We start from the raw sequence: 16883 nt of genomic DNA on the forward strand, positions 1-16883 counted from the left end.
CTGCTCTGCGACCCGGCGCTCTACGCGATCCTGGTGGCAGGCATCGGCGGCATGTACCTGCACACGGTCGCCCTGCAGATCGGCTCGGTCAACGGTGCCACCGCCGCGCTGGTCGTCGGCGAGACCGTCCTGCCGGGCGTCATCGGCGTGCTGTGGCTCGGCGATGCCTCCCGTCCCGGCTTCGCCTGGGCGGCGATCACCGGGTTCGTGCTCGCCGTATCGGGCGCGGTGGCAGTGGCCTGGTTCGGGTCCCCGAAAGGGCACGGCAGCGACCCTGCGGCGGCGCCCGTGACACCCGCCAAGGACGCCCGGACGTCCGCGGGGGTCTGACCCCGCACCAGATGCGCCGAATTTCCAACGCTCGGCTGCCGTACGGGAGCCATCGTTTGCGACACAACTCCCCCCACACACAAGCCTGGTTGAGATCCGACATCCTCTGGCCAAGAGAGCGGTTCAACGTGTGGAGTCCGGTGGCCAAACCGACGACTCGCCTGCGCATCGTCTCTTCCGTCCGGCATCGTTGCTACCGATATCGGGCTCCCAGATGCTCAGTGACAGGTGTCGCGCCCAAGCGGCAACTGTCTCGCCCAGTCACAGGGAGCCCGGTAGGGAAGCCCGCTGAAATGCCGTTGTCAGTGGCGGGTGTGAGGATGGCGCTCGCCGGTGGGGTGCACCGGCCGACGTCGTCTCGCACTGAGCCGACGCCGATTCGCATTGAGGGGACACCGCCATGGGCACCTGGGACACCGGTCACTTCGACAACGACTCCGCAGCGGACTTCTCGGGACGCCTGGACGACACCCCCGAGGCCGAACGGCCGGCGCTGATCCGCAAGGTCCTGGAAATCGCCGTCGCCGCGACGGACTTCCTGGACAGCGACGAGGCGGCGGAAGCGGTCGCGGCGGCGGCGCTGATCGGTGCGCAGTGCCCGGGCGGGGAGCCGGTGACCACCGCGTACGGCCCCGACAAGCCGCTGCCCGAGTTTCCGGCGGACCTGCGCCCGCTCGCGGTGAAGGCGCTCGACACGGTGCTCGGCGAGAACTCGGAGATGCGCGAGCTGTGGGAGGGCGATGAGACGTGGACGGCGGGCATCGTCCGGCTCCGGGAGGTGCTGGTCGCGGCGAGCGCTTGAACGCGCCCGACGGCGACCGGGCGCGGCCGGGTTCAGGCGCGGGCGCGCCCGGCCCGGATGAGATCGTCCACGTCGAGGGCCACCGGGGCACCGATCGAGTCCGGGAGCGGGGCGGACTGGCCGGGGGCATACACCTGGTGGTTGTCGTACCCGCCCCCCATGGGGTCGGTCAGGACGTGCACCCGGCCGTGCTTGCGGTCGACGATCACATACACCGGGACCTTGGCCTCGGCGTAGGCGGCGACCTTGTTGCGCAGGTCGTTGTTGTAGTTGCTGGAGGTGACCTCCAGCACGAGACGGAAGACGGCCGGGTCGTAGCAGTTGTTCTCGACCATGTGCTCGTCGAAATCGGCGTCGACGACGGACAGGTCGGGGATGGCGTAGTCCGCCGGGCCGCTGGGGAGCCACAGGCCGATGCCCTGGAGGACCTCGGTCTCGCCGTCATCGATACCGGCTGCGATGAAGGGGCGCATGACTTTGGTCAGCACTCGGGCGTGCGGTCCGTCCGGGGATGGAGCCACGGTGATGACGCCTCCGATGATCTCGACACGGTAACCCGGGTGCTGCTCCATGAGGCTGTTGGCCGTGTCGAGCAGGGGCTCGGGTTCACCGTCACAGGGGTGCTCGACTGCTGCTGCAGACATTGCGGGCCTCCTGAAGGGATGATGTCGAGGTCATCATCGTAGGACGATCCGGCCGTCCGGGCCCGGAAGGTCGCCCGCCACCCGGTCGGGTGAACGGCGAAGGTCCCCGCGCACCGACGTGCACGGGGACCTTCGCCGGGCGTCGGGGCCGCCGGCGCGGGTGGGACCGCTACAGCTTCTCGATCACGTAGTCGATGCAGGCCGTCAGCGCCTGGACGTCCGCCGGGTCGATCGCCGGGAACATCGCCACGCGCAGCTGGTTGCGGCCCAGCTTGCGGTACGGCTCGGTGTCGACGATCCCGTTGGCGCGCAGCGCCTTGGCGACGGCCGCGGCGTCGATCTCGTCCGAGAAGTCGATCGTGCCGATGACCTGCGAGCGCTTGGCCGGGTCGGAGACGAACGGCGTCGCGTACTTGGACTCCTCGGCCCAGCCGTACAGGTTCCGGGACGAGGTGGCCGTGCGGCGGACCGCGAAGTCCAGACCGCCCTGCCCGTTCAGCCAGTTCAGCTGCTCGTTCAGGAGGAAGAGGGTGGCCAGGGCCGGGGTGTTGTACGTCTGGTTCTTGAGGGAGTTGTCGATCGCCGTGGGCAGGCTGAAGAACTCCGGGATGTGCCGGCCCGACGCGTGGACGCGCGCGGCGCGCTCCAGGGCCGCCGGGGAGAACACGCCGATCCACAGGCCGCCGTCGGAGGCGAAGGACTTCTGCGGGGCGAAGTAGTAGACGTCCGACTCGGTGATGTCGACGGGCAGGCCGCCCGCGCCGGAGGTGGCGTCCACCAGGACCAGGGCGCCCTCGTCGGCGCCCGCGACGCGCTCGATCGGCGCGGCGACACCGGTCGAGGTCTCGTTGTGCGTGAACGCGTACACGTCCACGCCCTCCTCGGCCCGCGGCTCCGGGTGGGTGCCCGGGGCGGAGGCGACCACGGACGGGTCGGCCAGCCACGGGGCGAGCTTGGCGGCCTTCGCGAACTTCGAGGAGAACTCGCCGAAGGTCAGGTGCTGGGACCTGTTCTCGATCAGACCGTGCGTCGCGATGTCCCAGAAGGCGGTGGAGCCGCCGTTGCCCAGGATCACCTCGTAGCCCTCGGGGAGCGAGAAGAGGTCGCGCACGCCCTGACGGACCGAGCCGACCAGGTTCTTGACCGGGGCCTGGCGGTGGGACGTACCGAGCAGGGACGTACCCGTGGCGGCCAGGGCGTCGAGCGCCTCCGTCCGCACCTTGGAAGGACCGGCGCCGAAGCGTCCGTCGGCGGGCTTGATGTCAGCGGGAATCTGGATATCGGCCACGAACCGGAGCGTAGTACCTCATGGCAGGCTCCGAGGACGATGTCCGTCGGATGAGACACCCGCTCCGGTGCGTGGACGATGCCCGCTCCGGTGCGTGGACGACTTCCTTTCCGGTGCGTGGACCTCGGTGCGCGGACCCCTGCGCATGGGCCGCGTACCGAGGTCCACGCACCGGGCGCGTCAGGCCAGGCGCACCGGCAGCTCGTACAGGTCGTTCTGGGTGACGATCGGCTTGTTGCGCAGTTCGGACGCGGGGACGGCCAGCTCCAGGTCCGGGAACCTCTCGTACAGCGCGGGCAGCGCCACCCCCGCCTCCAGCCGGGAGAGCGCCGCGCCCGGGCAGACGTGCGGGCCGTGGCCGAAGGCGATGTGGCGGTTGGGGGAGCGGGTGATGTCGAAGTCAGCGGCCGTCGGCCCGTGCTGTCCCTCGTCGCGGCCGAGCGCACCGAAGGAGACGATCAGCGCCTCGCCCTTCGGCAGGATCCGGTCGCCCACCTCGACGTCCTCGGTGGCGAACCGGAACAGGACGTGGGACGTGGGCGTGGACCAGCGCAGCGTCTCCTCGATCACGTTCTCCCACGGCACCCCGCCCTTCAGCACCCGTGCGCGCTGCTCGGGGTGGGTCTGGAGCGCGACGACCGCGTTGACGATCAGGCTGATCGTGGTCTCGTGACCGGCCGCGATGATCAGCTGGAGGGTGTTGACGATCTCCTCGCCGGTGAGCTGGTCGCCGTCCTCGGACGCGGCGATCAGGGCGCTGGTGAGGTCGTCGCCGGGGTTCTCCCGCTTGCCGTCGACGATCTTCGTGAAGAGCGCGCCGAGGTCCGCCATCATCTGCGGGACCTCCTCGGGCGGGGTCTGCGTCGAGAAGAACTTCTCGAACAGGCCCTTCAGCCGGGGGTGGTCGGCGCTGTCGACGCCCATGAGCTCGCTGATCACGTTCATCGGCAGCGGGTAGGCGAACTCCGCCTTCAGGTCGACCGGCCCGTCCTCGGCCAGGGCGGCCAGCCGGTCCAGGCTCGCCGCGGTCAGTGCCTCGATGCCGGGGCGCAGCCGTTCCACCCGCTTGACGGTCAGGGCCTGGGCGACCAGGGTGCGCAGCCGGCGGTGGTCCGCGCCGTCGACGGTGAGCATGGAGCGGCCCGGGTTGGCGAGGCCGATCAGCGGCCAGTCCAGGGGTATCTCGCCGCGCTGCCAGGCGTTCCAGACATTGATGTCCTTCACGAGGCGGCCGTCGGTGAGCAGGTCCCGGGCCTCGGCGTGGTGGGTGACGGCGAAGCAGGGCACCCCGCCCGGCAGTTCCACCTCGGCGAGCGGACCGGCGGCCCGCAGCCGGGCGGACTCGCCGTCGAGGTCGGTGACGAAGGGGTCGAGCACGATCCGGGTCATCTCGCGCCTCCGATGGCGGCTTCAGTGGCTGATCCTGGGGCTGATCCGGTGGTTGACGCGGTGGCTGATGCGGTGACGGGGCCGATGGCGGCCGCCAGGGCGGTGCCGGTCGGGGAACCGATGGCGGGCGTGGGTGTGAACGTCACCGGCAGGGTGGTCAGGCCGCGCAGCCAGGGAGACGGGCGGCGGGTGAGCTGTTCGGCCGGGACGGCGAGGTCGATGTCGGGGAGCCGGTCCAGCAGCACCTCGATGCCGGTGCGGGCGATGACCTCGGCGGTCTCCTGGGCCGGGAACGGGCAGCGGTGCTCGCCGTGGCCGAAGGAGAGGAACGCGTTGTTGCCGCCGGTCAGCGCGGAGCCGTCGGTGCGTACCTGCGGGTCGTAGTTGGCGGCGGCGATGCCCAGCAGCAGCATGTCGCCGGCCTGGATGTGGCGTCCGCCGAGGCGGGTGTCGCGCGAGGCCCAGCGGCCCGCGACGTTCTGGGTCGGGGTGTCCTCCCAGAGCACCTCGTTCATGGCCTCGGCGACGCTGTGCCGGCCGCCCGAGAGGGAGGCGGCGAAGCGGTCGTCGGTGAGCATCAGCCGCAGCGAGTTGCCGATCCAGTCGGCGGTCGGCTGGTGTCCCGCGGCCATCATCACCATGAGGTCCTGGGCGACCTCCTCGTCGGTGAAGCCGCCCGGGTCGGCCAGCATCCGGGTCGCGACGTCGTCGCCGGGCGCGGCGTGCTTGTCCACCAGCAGCTGGAACATGGACGTGGCGAGGTGCTGCTGCCCGGCCAGGGCCCGTTCCCGGCCGTCGATCATGTCGTTGAGCGAGCCGACGAGCGCGGCGCCGATGGTGTCGGCGAAGCCGTAGATCTTCGCCAGGACGAGCGCCGGGAGCAGCATCGCGTAGTCGGCGATGATGTCGGTGCCGCCGGTGGAGCAGAACCGGTCGACGAGGCCGTCGGCGAACTCCTCCGCGTACCGCTTCAGCGAGAACGGGTCGACCCCCTCCAGCGCGTCGCTGATCATCGCGGCGCGCTGGGTGTGGCGGGGGCCGACGGTGTAGAGGATCGACGGCTGCTTGCGGCCGATCATCGGCAGCAGCGGCCAGTCGTCGGGGATGCGGTCCCACTGGTTCCACAGGTCGGAGTCGCGGCTGAACAGCACCGGGTCGCCGGTGACCTGGTGCAGTTCGCGGTAGCCGAGCACCAGCCAGGCCGGGACGTCCCCGTCGAGGACGACGGGCGCCACCGACCCGTGGTCGCGGCGCATCTCCCGGTACAGCCGGGTCGGTTCGGTCTGGAACCGGGGGCCGGACAGCGGTACGCGGCCCTGGGAGAAGGGGCAGCCGGAGGACGGCGCCGGGGGCTGGGTCACGACGTGGGCTCCGGGGTCATCTCCGGCGCGGTCGCCGGAGGGATGGCGGACGGGTCGGCGGAGGACTCGGCGGCGAGGCGGCGCCGCGACAGCGTGTGCAGGTGCTCGACCAGCGTGATCAGTACGTACTTGCTGGACGAACGGTCGCGGGCGTCGCACTCCACCAGGGGCACGTCGTCGGAGAGGGCGAGCGCCTCCCGTATCTGCTGCTCGGTGTGGAGCGGTCCGCCGAAGTCGTTGCAGGCGACGATGAACGGCGCGCCGTGGTGCTCCAGGCGGTCGATCGCGTACCAGGAGTCGGCGAGCCGGCGGGTGTCGACGAGGACGACGGCGCCGAGCGTGCCCGAGAACAGCCGGTCCCACAGGAACCAGAAGCGTTCCTGACCGGGGGCGCCGAAGAGGTACAGCACGGAGCGTTCGTCCAGGGTGATCCGGCCGAAGTCGAAGGCCACGGTGGTGGCCGTCTTCGAGTGGACGCCGTCGAGGTGGTCGACGGCCTCGCCCGCGCTGGTCATGGTCTCTTCCGTGTTCAGCGGACGGATCTCGCTGACGGAGCGGACCATGGTGGTCTTGCCCACCCCGAAGCCGCCGACGATGGCGATCTTCAGTCCGTTGTCGGCGGTCGCCCGCAGGGCGGCACGGTCAGAGGTTGCGGAGTCCAACGAGCACCTGTTCCAGGATGTCGGGGTCGGGGAGCCGGTCCGCGACCCGGGCGGTACGTGGGTGGCGGGCGCTGATCCGGCCGGTGGCCAGCAGATCGGACAGCAGGATGCGGACGATGCTGACGGGCAGTCCGAGGACCGCCGCGATCTCGACGACGGCGGTGGGCAGGGCGCACATCCGCAGGATCGTGGCGTGCTCCGACTGCATGCCTGGGGTCGGTTCGCACTCGGAGACCACCAGGGTCACCAGGTCGAACACGTCCGAGTCGGACCGGCTGCGGCCCCCGGTGAGGGTGTACAGCCGGTCGGGTGCGTCGTCCCGGCCGGGGCGGGGGCGGCTCATACGGTCGCGGTCGCGTCGACGGAGGTGGACCCCGTCGCTCCGGGAGTCCCGGTGGCGGAGCCCGTGTTCGCGACGGAGGAGCGTGGCGGGGCGCTGAGGTGCTCGCCGAGCTGTTCGACGAGTTCGCTCATGTTGTGCCCGACGAGGCCGACGTCCGCCTGGTCGGAGGCGATGACCGCGAGGTGGGCGCCCGCCCCGGCCTCGACGATGAACAGCACACCGCCGTAGAACTCGGTCATCGCGGACCGTACACCGCCGGTGCCGTCGCCGAACTCGACGGACGCGCCCTGCGAGAGGCTCTGGATGCCGGCCGAGATCGCGGCCAGCTGGTCGGCCTGGTCGACGGTCAGCTCGGGGGTACGGCACAGCTTGAGGCCGTCCCTGGACAGGACAAGGGCGTGGCGGGCGCCGGGGGTGCGCTCCAGGAGCCCCTCCAGCAGCCAGTTGAGCTTCTCGTCGGTGGTCGCGGTCATCGGGTGTTGCCTTCTTCCGGGTGCGGAGTGTTGGGCCGGACAGCCTGGCGGAAGCTGCTGAAGCGGGCTGCCTGTTCCTTGGGGTCGGCGGCACGGGGCCGGGTGGTCTCGCCGGTGGGATCGGTGCCTCCGGCGTCGTCGGCGCGGCTGCGGGCCTCGGCGATGCGGGCCTCGGCGGCGGCGAGGGTACGGCCGCGGGGGCGCCGGGGGAGCCCGCTCTCGCCGAACCGGGGGAGGCCGCCGGTGGTCTCGGACGCGGCGGAGGCCGGGGGCGCGGCGGGCGCCGGGGCGGCGGCCGGGCCAGGGGCTACGGCCGGAGCCGTGGGCGCGGGGGCCGCCGCGTTCCGCGGGCGGGGGAAGTCGTCGGGGCCGGCCGGGGCGGCCGTGCCGTGCGTGGGCTCCGGTTCGGCGGCCGGGGCCGGTGCGGGGGCGACGGTCCGGGCCGGGGCCTGGACGGGGGCCTGGGACGCGACGGGGGCGGCGGCCGGGGCAGCGATCCGGGTGAGGATCTCCTGCGGGAGCATCATCAGCGCGCCCGTGCCGCCGCGCGCGGACGGCCGGAACGAAACGGTCAGACCGTGCTTGCGGGCCAGCCGGCCCACGACGGCGAGGCCGAGCCGGGTGCCGGAGAGCCCCGTCAGGTCCTGGTCGGTGGCGGACACCGCCCGCTCGGCGCGGCGCAGCTGCACATCGCTCATGACCAGGCCGCTGTCCTCGACGGTCACGACGATGCCGGCCGGCACCTCCTCGACGTACACATGGACCTCGGCCGTGGGCGGCGAGAAGTTGGCGGCGTTGTCGATGAGTTCGGCGAGCGCGTGCATGACGCCCTCGGCGGCGTGACCGGAGACCGCGACATCGCTCGTCGAGTGGAGGCGTACCCGCTGGTATCCGCTGATCCGGCCCATGGCGCCGCGCAGGATGGACTCCATCACGATCGGCTTGGCCCAGCGCCGTCCGGAACGGGCGCCGGTCAGCACGGCGATGGAGTCGGCGAGGCGGCCCGCCTGGGCGGTGCGGTGGTCCAGGTGGAGCAGGTCGCCGAGCACGTCCTCGGCGGAGTGCCGGTGCTCCATCTCGCGCAGGTCGGCGAGCATGCTGGTGGCCAGGGCCTGCATCCGGCCCGCGGCGTTGGCGCAGGCGGCGATCGCGGCGGAACGCTCGCTCTCGCTGCGGGCCGCGCGGGCGGCGAGCCGTTCCACCTCGGCAGCCAGCCGCCCGGCCTCGGCCGCGGCCTGCGCGGCGATCCGCGCGCTCTCGGCGTCGGCGGCGGCCTTGATCCGGGCGGTCTCGGCCGTGAACCGCTGGCCCTCGGCGGCGGAGGCGGACACCAGCCTGCTGATCTCGCCGGTGAACCGCTGGGTCTCCGACGCGAGACGCGCCCGCAGCCGGTTCGCGGTGGCACGGGCGTGGACCGTGGCGGCCACGGCGGTGGACAGCAGCACGGCGGCGGCGCCCGCGCCCCAGGCCAGGGGAGTCCGCACCGAGTCGGGGGCGGCGACGACCGCCCACAGGCACAGGGAACCGGTGACGGCCAGTGATATCAGCAGGGCCAGTGCGGTCGGCCGGGATGAGGCGCTCAAGTGGAGTCCTTGGGGCGGACGGGGGCGGGCGGGCCGGGCGGTCCGACGGAACGTTCGGGCCGGGCGGACCGGTCGGGGGGAGTATTTGGGGTGAACAGGGCTTATCGGGATGGTTCGGTACGGCTTCGGGTCGGGCGACAACTGGAGTTGATTATTCCCAGGTAAGTCGTGGTCACTATATGAGAATTGACGCTCTCTTTGGGAAGGTCTTGTGGCCTTCTCTGTTTATGTATGGGGCGACGTGTCCGGCTGTGCGTCGGAGGCGGGACAGGCCGTGAATCCACTGTGTTCGGGCGCGTTCGGGTGTGTTTCCGGCGCGTTCAGGAGCATTTCAGGCATATTTCGTCTCGTTCCGGCTCGCTCTGGCCCGTTCCTGCTCGTTCTGGCTTGTTATAGCTTGCCCCGGCTTGTTTCGGCTTGTTCCATCGCGTTGAGGCATTCGCGGGAAACGTGCGCGGTCCGGGCGCGCGGGCGCCCCGCCGACGGCATCCTGGGCCGATGGCCGCACACCAGGAACCGACGGGACGCGACGCACGACCGACAGGGAACGACGCCGACCCGACGGGACGCGACGCACGACCGACAGGGAACGACGCCGACCCGGCGGATCGCGAAACGAAGCGGACGGATCACGACGCGCGACCGGCGGAACGCGACGCGCTCGCCCGGGCCCTGCGCGCCGCGGTCCGCGGAGAGGTCGACTTCACCCCCACCGCACGGGCGCTGACGACGATGGACGCCTCCAACCACCGCCGCGTACCGCTCGGTGTCGTCACCCCGCGCGACGCCGACGACGTGGCCGCCGCGCTGGCCGTCTGCCGCGAGCGCCGGGTGCCCGTGGTGCCGCGCGGCGGCGGGACGTCCATCGCAGGGCAGGCCACCGGCACCGGGGTCGTGCTCGACCTCACCCGCCACATGCGGCGGATCACCGCGCTGGACCCCGGTTCCCGTACGGCGGTCGTCCAGCCGGGCGTGGTCCTGGACGAGCTGCGCGCGGCGGCCGCCCCGTACGGCCTGACCTTCGGCCCCGACCCGTCCACGCACGGTCGCTGCACGCTCGGCGGCATGATCGGCAACAATGCCTGCGGGGCGCACTCGGTCGCCTGGGGCACCACCGCCGACAACGTGGACACCCTGACCGTGGCCCGCTACGGCGGCTCCACCCTCCGGGCGGGCCGCGGCCGGGACGCCGAACTCCCCGATGGGCTCCGCGAGTTCATCGACGCCAACCTGGCACTCCTGCGCACCGGATTCCCCGAACTCCCGCGCCGGATCTCCGGCTACGCCCTGGACGCGCTGCTGCCCGAACGCGACACCGACCTCGCCCGCGCGTTCTGCGGCAGCGAGGGCACGCTCGGCGTGGTGACGGAGGCGACCGTACGACTCGTCGAGGCACCGGCGGCCCGCGCGCTCGCCGTCCTCGGCTACGCCGACGAGTCCGCGGCCGCCGAGGCCGCCCCCGGCCTCCTCCCGTACGGGCCGCTGACCGTGGAGGGCATGGCCGCCGATCTCGTACGGGGGGCCGCCGACCTCGTACGGACGTCGGCCGGGCTCCCGCGCGGCGGCGCCTGGCTGTTCGTCGAGACCGGCGGCGCCACCCCGGCCGAGGCCCGCGCCCATGCCGAACGGATCCTGCGGTCCGCCGACCCGCTGGACGGCATGGTGGTCACCGACCCGGCCGGGCAACGGGCCCTGTGGCGCGTCCGCGAGGACGCCGCCGGCACCGCCACCCGCATGCCCGACGGCACCGAGGCATGGCCCGGCTGGGAGGACTGCGCCGTGCCGCCCGCCCGGCTCGCCGCGTACCTGCGCGCGTTCCGCGCCCTGCTCGCCGAGCACGGACTGCGCGGCACCCCGTACGGCCACTTCGGCGAGGGCTGCGTCCACGTCCGGATCGACTTCGACCTGCTGACCCCCGAGGGCGTGGCCCGCTACCGCCGCTTCTCCACCGACCTCGCCGACCTGGTCGTCGCGCACGGCGGCTCGCTGAGCGGCGAACACGGCGACGGCATGGCCCGCGCCGAACTCCTCCCGCGCATGTACGGGGACCGACTGGTCGACCTCTTCACCCGGTTCAAGGACATCTGGGACCCGGACGGCGGCATGAACCCGGGCGTTCTCGCCCGCCCCGCCCGGCTCGACGAGAACCTCCGCTTCGATGTGCTGCCGCGACGCCCGGTGGACGTCGCGTTCGGCTACCCGCACGACGGCGGCGACTTCACGGCGGCGGTACGCCGGTGCGTGGGCGTCGCCAAGTGCCGTACGGCCGTGCCCGCGGGCACGGATGTGATGTGCCCGTCGTTCCGGGTGACCGGCGAGGAGGCCCACTCCACCCGGGGCCGGGCCCGGCTGCTGCACGAGATGCTCGCGGGCGAGGTGATCACGGACGGCTGGCGGTCGACGGAAGTGCGCGACGCGCTCGACCTCTGCCTCGCCTGCAAGGGTTGCCGCACCGACTGCCCGGTGGGCGTCGACATGGCCACGTACAAGGCGGAGTTCCTGCACCACCACTACCGGGGTCGCCCGCGCCCGGCCGCGCACTACGCGATGGGCCGGCTGCCGCGGTGGCTGCGCCTGGCGGCCCCGTTCGCGGGCGCGCTGAACGCCCTGGCCCGGGTGCGTCCCCTGGCCGCCCTGGCCAAGCGGCTCGCCGGGATCGCCCCGGAGCGCGACATCCCGGTGCCGGCCCGCGAGACGTTCAGCCGGTGGCTGCGGCGACGCCTGGGCAGGGGGACCGTGATCCTCTCCAACGACCGGGTGGCCCTCCTGTGGCCGGACACGTTCACCGAACACTTCGCGCCCGAGGTGGGCCGGGCGGCCGTCCGCGTCCTGGAGTCGGCGGGCCGCACCGCGCTGACGCCCGGTCGCGGGCTGTGCTGCGGCCTCACCTATGTCTCCACCGGCCAGCTCGACCGGGCGCGAGCGGTGATGCGCCGGACGCTGGACCGGATCGCCCCGGTCCTGGGCGACCCGATCGTGGTCCTCGAACCGAGCTGCGCCGCCACCCTCCGCACCGACCTGCCCGAACTCCTCCCCGACGACCCGCGGGCCGCCGAACTCGCTTCGTCCGTAAGGACGTTGGCCCAGTACCTGGAGGAGTGCGCCCCGCACTGGCGGCCGCCCCGCCTGGACCGTCCGGTCGCCGGTCAGACCCACTGTCACCAGCACGCGGTCCTGGGCGACGAGGCGGACCGCCGCCTGCGCGAACGGGCAGGAATGAGCGGCGAGTTGAGCGGCGGCTGCTGCGGTCTCGCGGGGAACTTCGGCTTCGAGCGCGGTCACTGGGAGGTGTCGGTGGCGTGCGCGGAGGAGCAACTGCTCCCCTCGGTACGGGAGGCCGGGCCCGGCACGGTGATCCTGGCGGACGGCTTCTCCTGCCGCACGCAACTGGCGCAACTGGGCGGCGGGGTACGGGCACGCCACATGGCGGAGGTGCTGGCGGAGGGCCTACGGCACGGGCCGCGGGGGGAAGGACCGGAGGATCTGCCGGAGGACCCGCCGGACGGGCCGCCGGAGAGCGCGCAGGAGGGGTGAGGGACGCCGGGGCCCCGGGGCCGGTATCGGGGCGGACCCCGATGTCGTCCCTGGGCCTCGGCCCCGGCTCTGGCGTACGGGCGAGCTCTGACGTACGGGCGAGCTCTGACGTACGGCCGGATCCCGACCCCGTCCTTGGACCTCAGCGTCGGCCCCGGCTCCGGGCAGGGCTCTGACGTACGGCCGGGCCCTGACGTGCCGCCGGGCCTCGGTCCCGGGCGCGGGCCCCGATCTTGACCCCCGGCACCTCACCCCCCGACGCCCCGGGAGCGCACGATCTCGCGGGCGAGGGCGAGGAGGTCCGGCAGCGCGGGGTGGCCTGGGGCGTCGCGCCGGACGAGGAGGACGGGGAGGGCCGGGGCGTCGACGAGCGGACGGTAGGCGACGCCGGAGTGCGGGTGCAGCTCGGCGGTGGACGCGGCGGAGACCCCGGCGCCCCGCCCCGCCGCGATGGCGGTCAGCCAGTCGTCGGTGTTGGCGACGGTGAGGGTCGCGGCGGGGCGGGCGTCCGGCGGCCACAGGTCGAGGCCGGTGGTGCCGGAGACGGTGTTGAGGACGACGGTGCCGTCCGCGAGATCGGCGAGGCGGAGCTCGGCGCGGGCGGCGAGCGGGCCGTCCGCCGCCACGGCGGCCACCCGGCGCTCCTCGAACAGCACCTCGGTGACGAGCCCGGGCGCCGTCACCGGTCCGCGCAGCAGCGCGGCGTCGACCTCGCCCCGGGTGAGCCCGGCGGTGCGGTCGTCGATCCGCAGCAGTTCGAGCGGGGTCGACGGATACCGCTCCTGCCAGCACCGGAGCAGCGGTGTGGTGTGCGGACCGAACGCGGACCAGGCGTGCCCGACCCGCAGCGGCCTCAGGCGCGGCCCGCCGGGGCCGAGTGCCTCGTCGAACGCGGCGACCGCGGCGACGGCCCGGTCCCGGAAGGCGACGCCCTCGGGGGTGAGGACCAGATGGTGGGTGGACCGGTCGACGAGCCGGACGCCGAGGCGCCGTTCCAGGGCGGCGAGCGTCCGCGAGACCGCGGGCTGGGTGAGGCGCAGCCGGGCGGCGGCGCGCGTGACGTTGCCCTCGTCGGCGACGGCGAGGAAGGCGCGTAGATGACGGATCTCGATGCCGCGGTCCCGCCCGAGGTCCGGAGGGGCCCCGGTGCGGGGGTCATCGCTGGGTCCAAGGCTCATGCGCGCGGAGCATAACCGGAGTCCAACCGGCATTTCACATGGCACGCGGAGATACCTACCGTAAGGAGGCGGAACCGCTCGGTCCGGTGCAGTATTTTCGATCGGGCAGTTCAGCGGAATGCACTGATGATGACGGGATTCGGGAGGAACGGCGCAGGTGGACGCGAACGACCGGAGCGCGGCGGCAGAGGCGGCGGCGACGGAACGGGTGGCCACCGTCGCCGTGCCGGAGACGGTGGCCAGGGCCGACACGGCACCGGGTTCCGTCCGCGCACGCGATTCCGCCGGAGCACCGGGTTCCGGCCGAGCCCCGGGCCGGGCGGCGGCGCTCGCCCCGATCGCCCTGGTCGTCGCGGGCGGCCTCTCCGTCCAGTTCGGCGCCTCGGTGGCGGTCCTGCTGATGCCCCGGGCCGGGGCGCTCGGGGTGGTCACTCTGCGACTGGGCGTCGCCGCGCTCGCGATGCTGATCGTCTGCCGCCCGAGGCTGCGCGGATACTCCCGCGGCGACTGGGGCACCGTCCTGGCCTTCGGCGTGGCCATGGCCGGCATGAACACGCTCTTCTACCAGGCGGCCGACCGCATTCCGCTGGGTGCGGCCGTGACCCTGGAGGTGCTGGGTCCGCTCGCCCTCTCGGTGATCGCGTCGCGCCGCCTGGTCAACGTGGTGTGGGCGGGGCTCGCGCTGGGCGGTGTCGTGCTGCTGAGCGGCGGGGGCTTCGACCGTCTCGACCCGGTGGGCGCCGCGTACGCGCTGGGCGCCGGTGCCATGTGGGCCACGTACATCGTCTTCAGCGCCCGCACCGGCCGCCGCTTCCCGCAAGCGGATGGCCTGGCCCTGTCCATGGCGGTCGCCGCCCTCCTCACCCTGCCCCTCGGCGTCCTGGAGTCCGGCTCGAAACTTCTGGTCCCGTCCACGTTGGGACTGGGCGCGGTGGTCGCGCTGCTGAGCTCCGTGCTGCCGTACACCCTCGAACTCATGGCGCTGCGCCGCCTGCCCGCCCCCACCTTCGCGATCCTCATGAGCCTGGAACCGGCCATAGCGGCCACGGCCGGCTTCCTCGTCCTCGGCCAGGCCCTGGCCCCGACGGACGCCCTGGCCATCGTCCTCGTCATCGGCGCGAGCATGGGCGCCGTCCGAAGCCAGGCCCGGGGCGCCAGGAAGCCGCGCCTCGACCGCGCCTGACGTGTCGCCCCGTACCGCGCCTGACGTGCCGTCCGGCCGCGCCTGACAGCTGCCCCGTCCGTACCCGTGCCCCGGCCCCCGGACGGGCACGGGCTGAACCGGGTGCCGGGGCGGGCCCACGGGAGGGCCGGGGACGTACGGCGGACCGGTTCAGGCGGGGAGCAGGCGCGCGGTCGCGGGGCTCAGTTCCACCGGGCTGCTCTCGCCGACGACGACGGTGCCGCCGAGGTTGACGGTGTGCCGGCCGACGGCGCAGTTGGGCTCGAAGGAGAAGCTCATCCCGGGCAGGAGGGGCATCTCCGTGCCGACCGTGGGGATCTCCGCGAGGAGCCCGTAGTCCCGGGCGTACTCCTGTGCGCGCAGCCCGGCGCCCCAGCCGCAGACCGGCCCGTAGGGATTTATGAGGTGGACGAGCGGGTGGACGTTCCAGGCCCCGGCCTCCTCCAGCGGGGCGGACATCGCGCGGACCAGGTCCCCGAAGTCGTTGCCCGGCCGCAGCGCCGCCAGCCCCGCCTCGTACGCGTCGCGGGCGATCCGCTCCGCGCGCAGGGCGTCCGGGTGGACGTCCCCGACGGCGATCGCGACCTGGTGCTGGGTCTCCTTCATGCCCGCGTACGCGAACACCTCGGCGAGGACGACATCACCGTCCTCCAGGACGTGCGGCCGCTGCGGACGGTAGGCCCAGGCGGGCTGGCCCCAGGAGACGGTTCCCTTCCCCGCCTGGAAGATCATCGGAGGGGCGATCGTGCCGCGCCGGAACGCCTCGGTCATTCCGGCGGCGTAGACCTCGTTCTCCGGCACACCGGGACCGGCGGCCTCGCGCATCGCCGCCGCCATGGCGTCCCCGGTCCGCGCCGCGTGGGCGAGCACCGCGAGTTCCTCGGCCGACTGCTGGGCCGCCCGGAGCAGGAACGGCCGGTACACGCCCCGGAACGAGGCGTGCGGGAGCTCGCCGGTCAGGACGTCCATCAGGGCCTTGGGCATGATCGGCACGAAGTGCCACGGCGGTACGGGGTCCATGCCGATCACACCGATCGCCGCGCGCTCCAGCCCGTGCTCGCGCAGCACCGCGAGCACCCCCCGCGGGTGGCGGGCGACACGCATGTTCTGCGGGGCGATCCACACCTCGTCGCCACGCCTGCGGGCCTCGATGTGGTCGCCGATGGTCATGGGGGTTCCGACCAGGACGACGGGATCGGCGTCCCGGGCGAAGACCACGATCGCTCCGGGCCGGTCGTTGGTGAAGTACGCGTCGTGCGCGTGCGGTGCGGGCTGCACCATCTCGTGCTCCCCGTACACCAGCAGCGCGTCGAGCCCCTCGTCGCGCATCAGGTCGCGGGCGAGCCGCCAGCGGCGGTCGCGCTCGGTCAGGGACAGGGTGGCATCCATGGCGGATCCTCCGGTCGAAGCGGTGGACGTTCTTGCAAACGCCTGTTTGCAAACGACCGTATGCATCTCCTTCCGTGATTGTCAACGACCGTTTGCAAACGGTGGTTGATATGGTCGTGGCATGAGGTTCGGTGAACGGTCTGCCGCCACGAGGGCGGCCATTCTGCGGGCGGCGCGGGAGCGCTTCGCCGTCGACGGCTACGACAGGGCGACGATCCGGTCCATCGCCGCCGACGCGGGCGTCACCGCCGCCATGGTGATCCGCTACTACGGGAGCAAGGGCGAACTGTTCGCCCTCACGCTGGAGCCGGGCTTCGCCCACCTGGATCTCGGCAGCGCCCCGCGCGAGGAGCTGGGCATGCGGTTCGCCAGGGCCGCGCTCGATCCCTGGGAGAGCGGGGCCAATCCCGGTATCGCCGCGGTGCACCGGGCCGCGCCCACGCACGAGGAAGCGGCGCAGATCATTCAGAAGTACCTCGACCGGCAGGTCGTCCCCGCGCTCAGGGCCGCCCTCCCCGACGACCCCGACATCGAGGAGCGGGCCGCCCTCGTGCACAGTCAGGGGCTCGGGGCGTTCATGGCCCGCTACATCCTGCGCCTGGAACCCCTCGCCTCCATGGACTACGAGGAGTTCGCCGCGGCGATCGGCGACAGCGTCCAGCATCACCTCACCCGCCCGCTGCGCCGCTGACGACGCCGCTGGTGACAGAGTCCCGGGCGGGCC

The 16883-nt window shown here is 73.0% G+C and carries 14 protein-coding genes and 1 pseudogene; 5 read left to right on the plus strand and 10 right to left on the minus strand.

Annotation, left to right across the window (positions count from 1 at the left end; genetic code table 11):
* A pseudogene (locus AB0E67_RS26245) lies at positions 1-330 on the plus strand (hypothetical protein); the annotation flags it as partial.
* A gap of 400 nt (positions 331-730) precedes the next feature.
* Positions 731-1132 (plus strand): DUF4259 domain-containing protein, encoded by a 402-nt coding sequence (locus AB0E67_RS26250; RefSeq protein ID WP_362031076.1) that lies wholly within the window; start codon positions 731-733, stop codon positions 1130-1132.
* Positions 1133-1164: 32 nt separating this feature from the next.
* Here the strand turns inward: AB0E67_RS26250 and AB0E67_RS26255 are convergent, their stop codons facing one another.
* From AB0E67_RS26255 to AB0E67_RS26290, 8 genes are all read right to left on the minus strand, one after another.
* On the minus strand, positions 1165-1776 hold the full coding sequence (locus AB0E67_RS26255; protein WP_362031078.1) for a Uma2 family endonuclease: 612 nt from the start codon (positions 1774-1776) through the stop codon (positions 1165-1167).
* A gap of 169 nt (positions 1777-1945) precedes the next feature.
* Entirely contained in the window at positions 1946-3064 is a 1119-nt protein-coding gene (gene serC, locus AB0E67_RS26260; protein ID WP_362031080.1) for a phosphoserine transaminase, read from the minus strand.
* 180 nt (positions 3065-3244) lie between these two features.
* Positions 3245-4453: a cytochrome P450 gene (locus tag AB0E67_RS26265; RefSeq protein WP_362031082.1), complete on the minus strand. Its 1209-nt coding sequence runs from the start codon at positions 4451-4453 to the stop codon at positions 3245-3247.
* Positions 4450-5814: a cytochrome P450 gene (locus AB0E67_RS26270; protein ID WP_362031084.1), complete on the minus strand. Its 1365-nt coding sequence runs from the start codon at positions 5812-5814 to the stop codon at positions 4450-4452. Before AB0E67_RS26270 ends, AB0E67_RS26265 begins: the two co-directional genes overlap by 4 nt.
* Entirely contained in the window at positions 5811-6476 is a 666-nt protein-coding gene (locus AB0E67_RS26275) for an ATP/GTP-binding protein (protein ID WP_362031086.1), read from the minus strand. Before AB0E67_RS26275 ends, AB0E67_RS26270 begins: the two co-directional genes overlap by 4 nt.
* Positions 6457-6819 carry a DUF742 domain-containing protein gene (locus AB0E67_RS26280; RefSeq protein ID WP_073785603.1) on the minus strand — a complete coding sequence of 121 codons (363 nt, stop codon included), beginning with the start codon at positions 6817-6819 and terminating at the stop codon, positions 6457-6459. Before AB0E67_RS26280 ends, AB0E67_RS26275 begins: the two co-directional genes overlap by 20 nt.
* Entirely contained in the window at positions 6816-7292 is a 477-nt protein-coding gene (locus tag AB0E67_RS26285; RefSeq protein ID WP_351519560.1) for a roadblock/LC7 domain-containing protein, read from the minus strand. Before AB0E67_RS26285 ends, AB0E67_RS26280 begins: the two co-directional genes overlap by 4 nt.
* Positions 7289-8875 carry an ATP-binding protein gene (locus AB0E67_RS26290; RefSeq protein ID WP_362031088.1) on the minus strand — a complete coding sequence of 529 codons (1587 nt, stop codon included), beginning with the start codon at positions 8873-8875 and terminating at the stop codon, positions 7289-7291. Before AB0E67_RS26290 ends, AB0E67_RS26285 begins: the two co-directional genes overlap by 4 nt.
* Positions 8876-9607: 732 nt before the next feature.
* Between AB0E67_RS26290 and AB0E67_RS26295 the strand changes: the two genes are divergently transcribed.
* A complete protein-coding gene (locus AB0E67_RS26295; protein ID WP_362031204.1) occupies positions 9608-12409 on the plus strand; it encodes an FAD-binding and (Fe-S)-binding domain-containing protein in 2802 nt (933 codons plus the stop codon).
* A 248-nt stretch (positions 12410-12657) separates the two neighbouring features.
* Here the strand turns inward: AB0E67_RS26295 and AB0E67_RS26300 are convergent, their stop codons facing one another.
* Complete coding sequence (locus AB0E67_RS26300) at positions 12658-13587, minus strand: LysR family transcriptional regulator (RefSeq protein ID WP_362031090.1); 930 nt, start codon at positions 13585-13587, stop codon at positions 12658-12660.
* A 157-nt stretch (positions 13588-13744) separates the two neighbouring features.
* On the opposite strand from AB0E67_RS26300, the gene AB0E67_RS26305 reads away from it, so the two are divergent.
* Complete coding sequence (locus AB0E67_RS26305) at positions 13745-14770, plus strand: EamA family transporter (RefSeq protein WP_362031092.1); 1026 nt, start codon at positions 13745-13747, stop codon at positions 14768-14770.
* A gap of 150 nt (positions 14771-14920) precedes the next feature.
* Here AB0E67_RS26305 and AB0E67_RS26310 read toward each other — a convergent pair whose 3' ends face one another.
* Positions 14921-16159: a M24 family peptidase gene (locus AB0E67_RS26310; protein WP_362031094.1), complete on the minus strand. Its 1239-nt coding sequence runs from the start codon at positions 16157-16159 to the stop codon at positions 14921-14923.
* A gap of 121 nt (positions 16160-16280) precedes the next feature.
* Here AB0E67_RS26310 and AB0E67_RS26315 point away from each other — a divergent pair, with 121 nt between their 5' ends.
* A complete protein-coding gene (locus AB0E67_RS26315) occupies positions 16281-16850 on the plus strand; it encodes a TetR family transcriptional regulator (RefSeq protein WP_362031096.1) in 570 nt (189 codons plus the stop codon).
* Positions 16851-16883 lie beyond the last annotated feature (33 nt).

The organism is Streptomyces sp. NPDC032161, from assembly GCF_040636995.1.
Lineage (GTDB): Bacteria > Actinomycetota > Actinomycetes > Streptomycetales > Streptomycetaceae > Streptomyces.

Excerpts from the sequence above, each read along its gene's own strand:
- AB0E67_RS26315 (WP_362031096.1), top strand. The coding sequence starts at position 16,281 with ATGAGGTTCGGTGAACGGTCTGCCGCCACGAGGGCGGCCATTCTGCGG.
- AB0E67_RS26295 (WP_362031204.1), top strand. The coding sequence starts at position 9,608 with ATGGACGCCTCCAACCACCGCCGCGTACCGCTCGGTGTCGTCACCCCG.
- AB0E67_RS26255 (WP_362031078.1), bottom strand. The coding sequence starts at position 1,776 with ATGTCTGCAGCAGCAGTCGAGCACCCCTGTGACGGTGAACCCGAGCCC.
- AB0E67_RS26300 (WP_362031090.1), bottom strand. The coding sequence starts at position 13,587 with ATGAGCCTTGGACCCAGCGATGACCCCCGCACCGGGGCCCCTCCGGAC.
- AB0E67_RS26280 (WP_073785603.1), bottom strand. The coding sequence starts at position 6,819 with ATGAGCCGCCCCCGCCCCGGCCGGGACGACGCACCCGACCGGCTGTAC.
- AB0E67_RS26310 (WP_362031094.1), bottom strand. The coding sequence starts at position 16,159 with ATGGATGCCACCCTGTCCCTGACCGAGCGCGACCGCCGCTGGCGGCTC.
- AB0E67_RS26285 (WP_351519560.1), bottom strand. The coding sequence starts at position 7,292 with ATGACCGCGACCACCGACGAGAAGCTCAACTGGCTGCTGGAGGGGCTC.
- AB0E67_RS26265 (WP_362031082.1), bottom strand. The coding sequence starts at position 4,453 with ATGACCCGGATCGTGCTCGACCCCTTCGTCACCGACCTCGACGGCGAG.
- AB0E67_RS26250 (WP_362031076.1), top strand. The coding sequence starts at position 731 with ATGGGCACCTGGGACACCGGTCACTTCGACAACGACTCCGCAGCGGAC.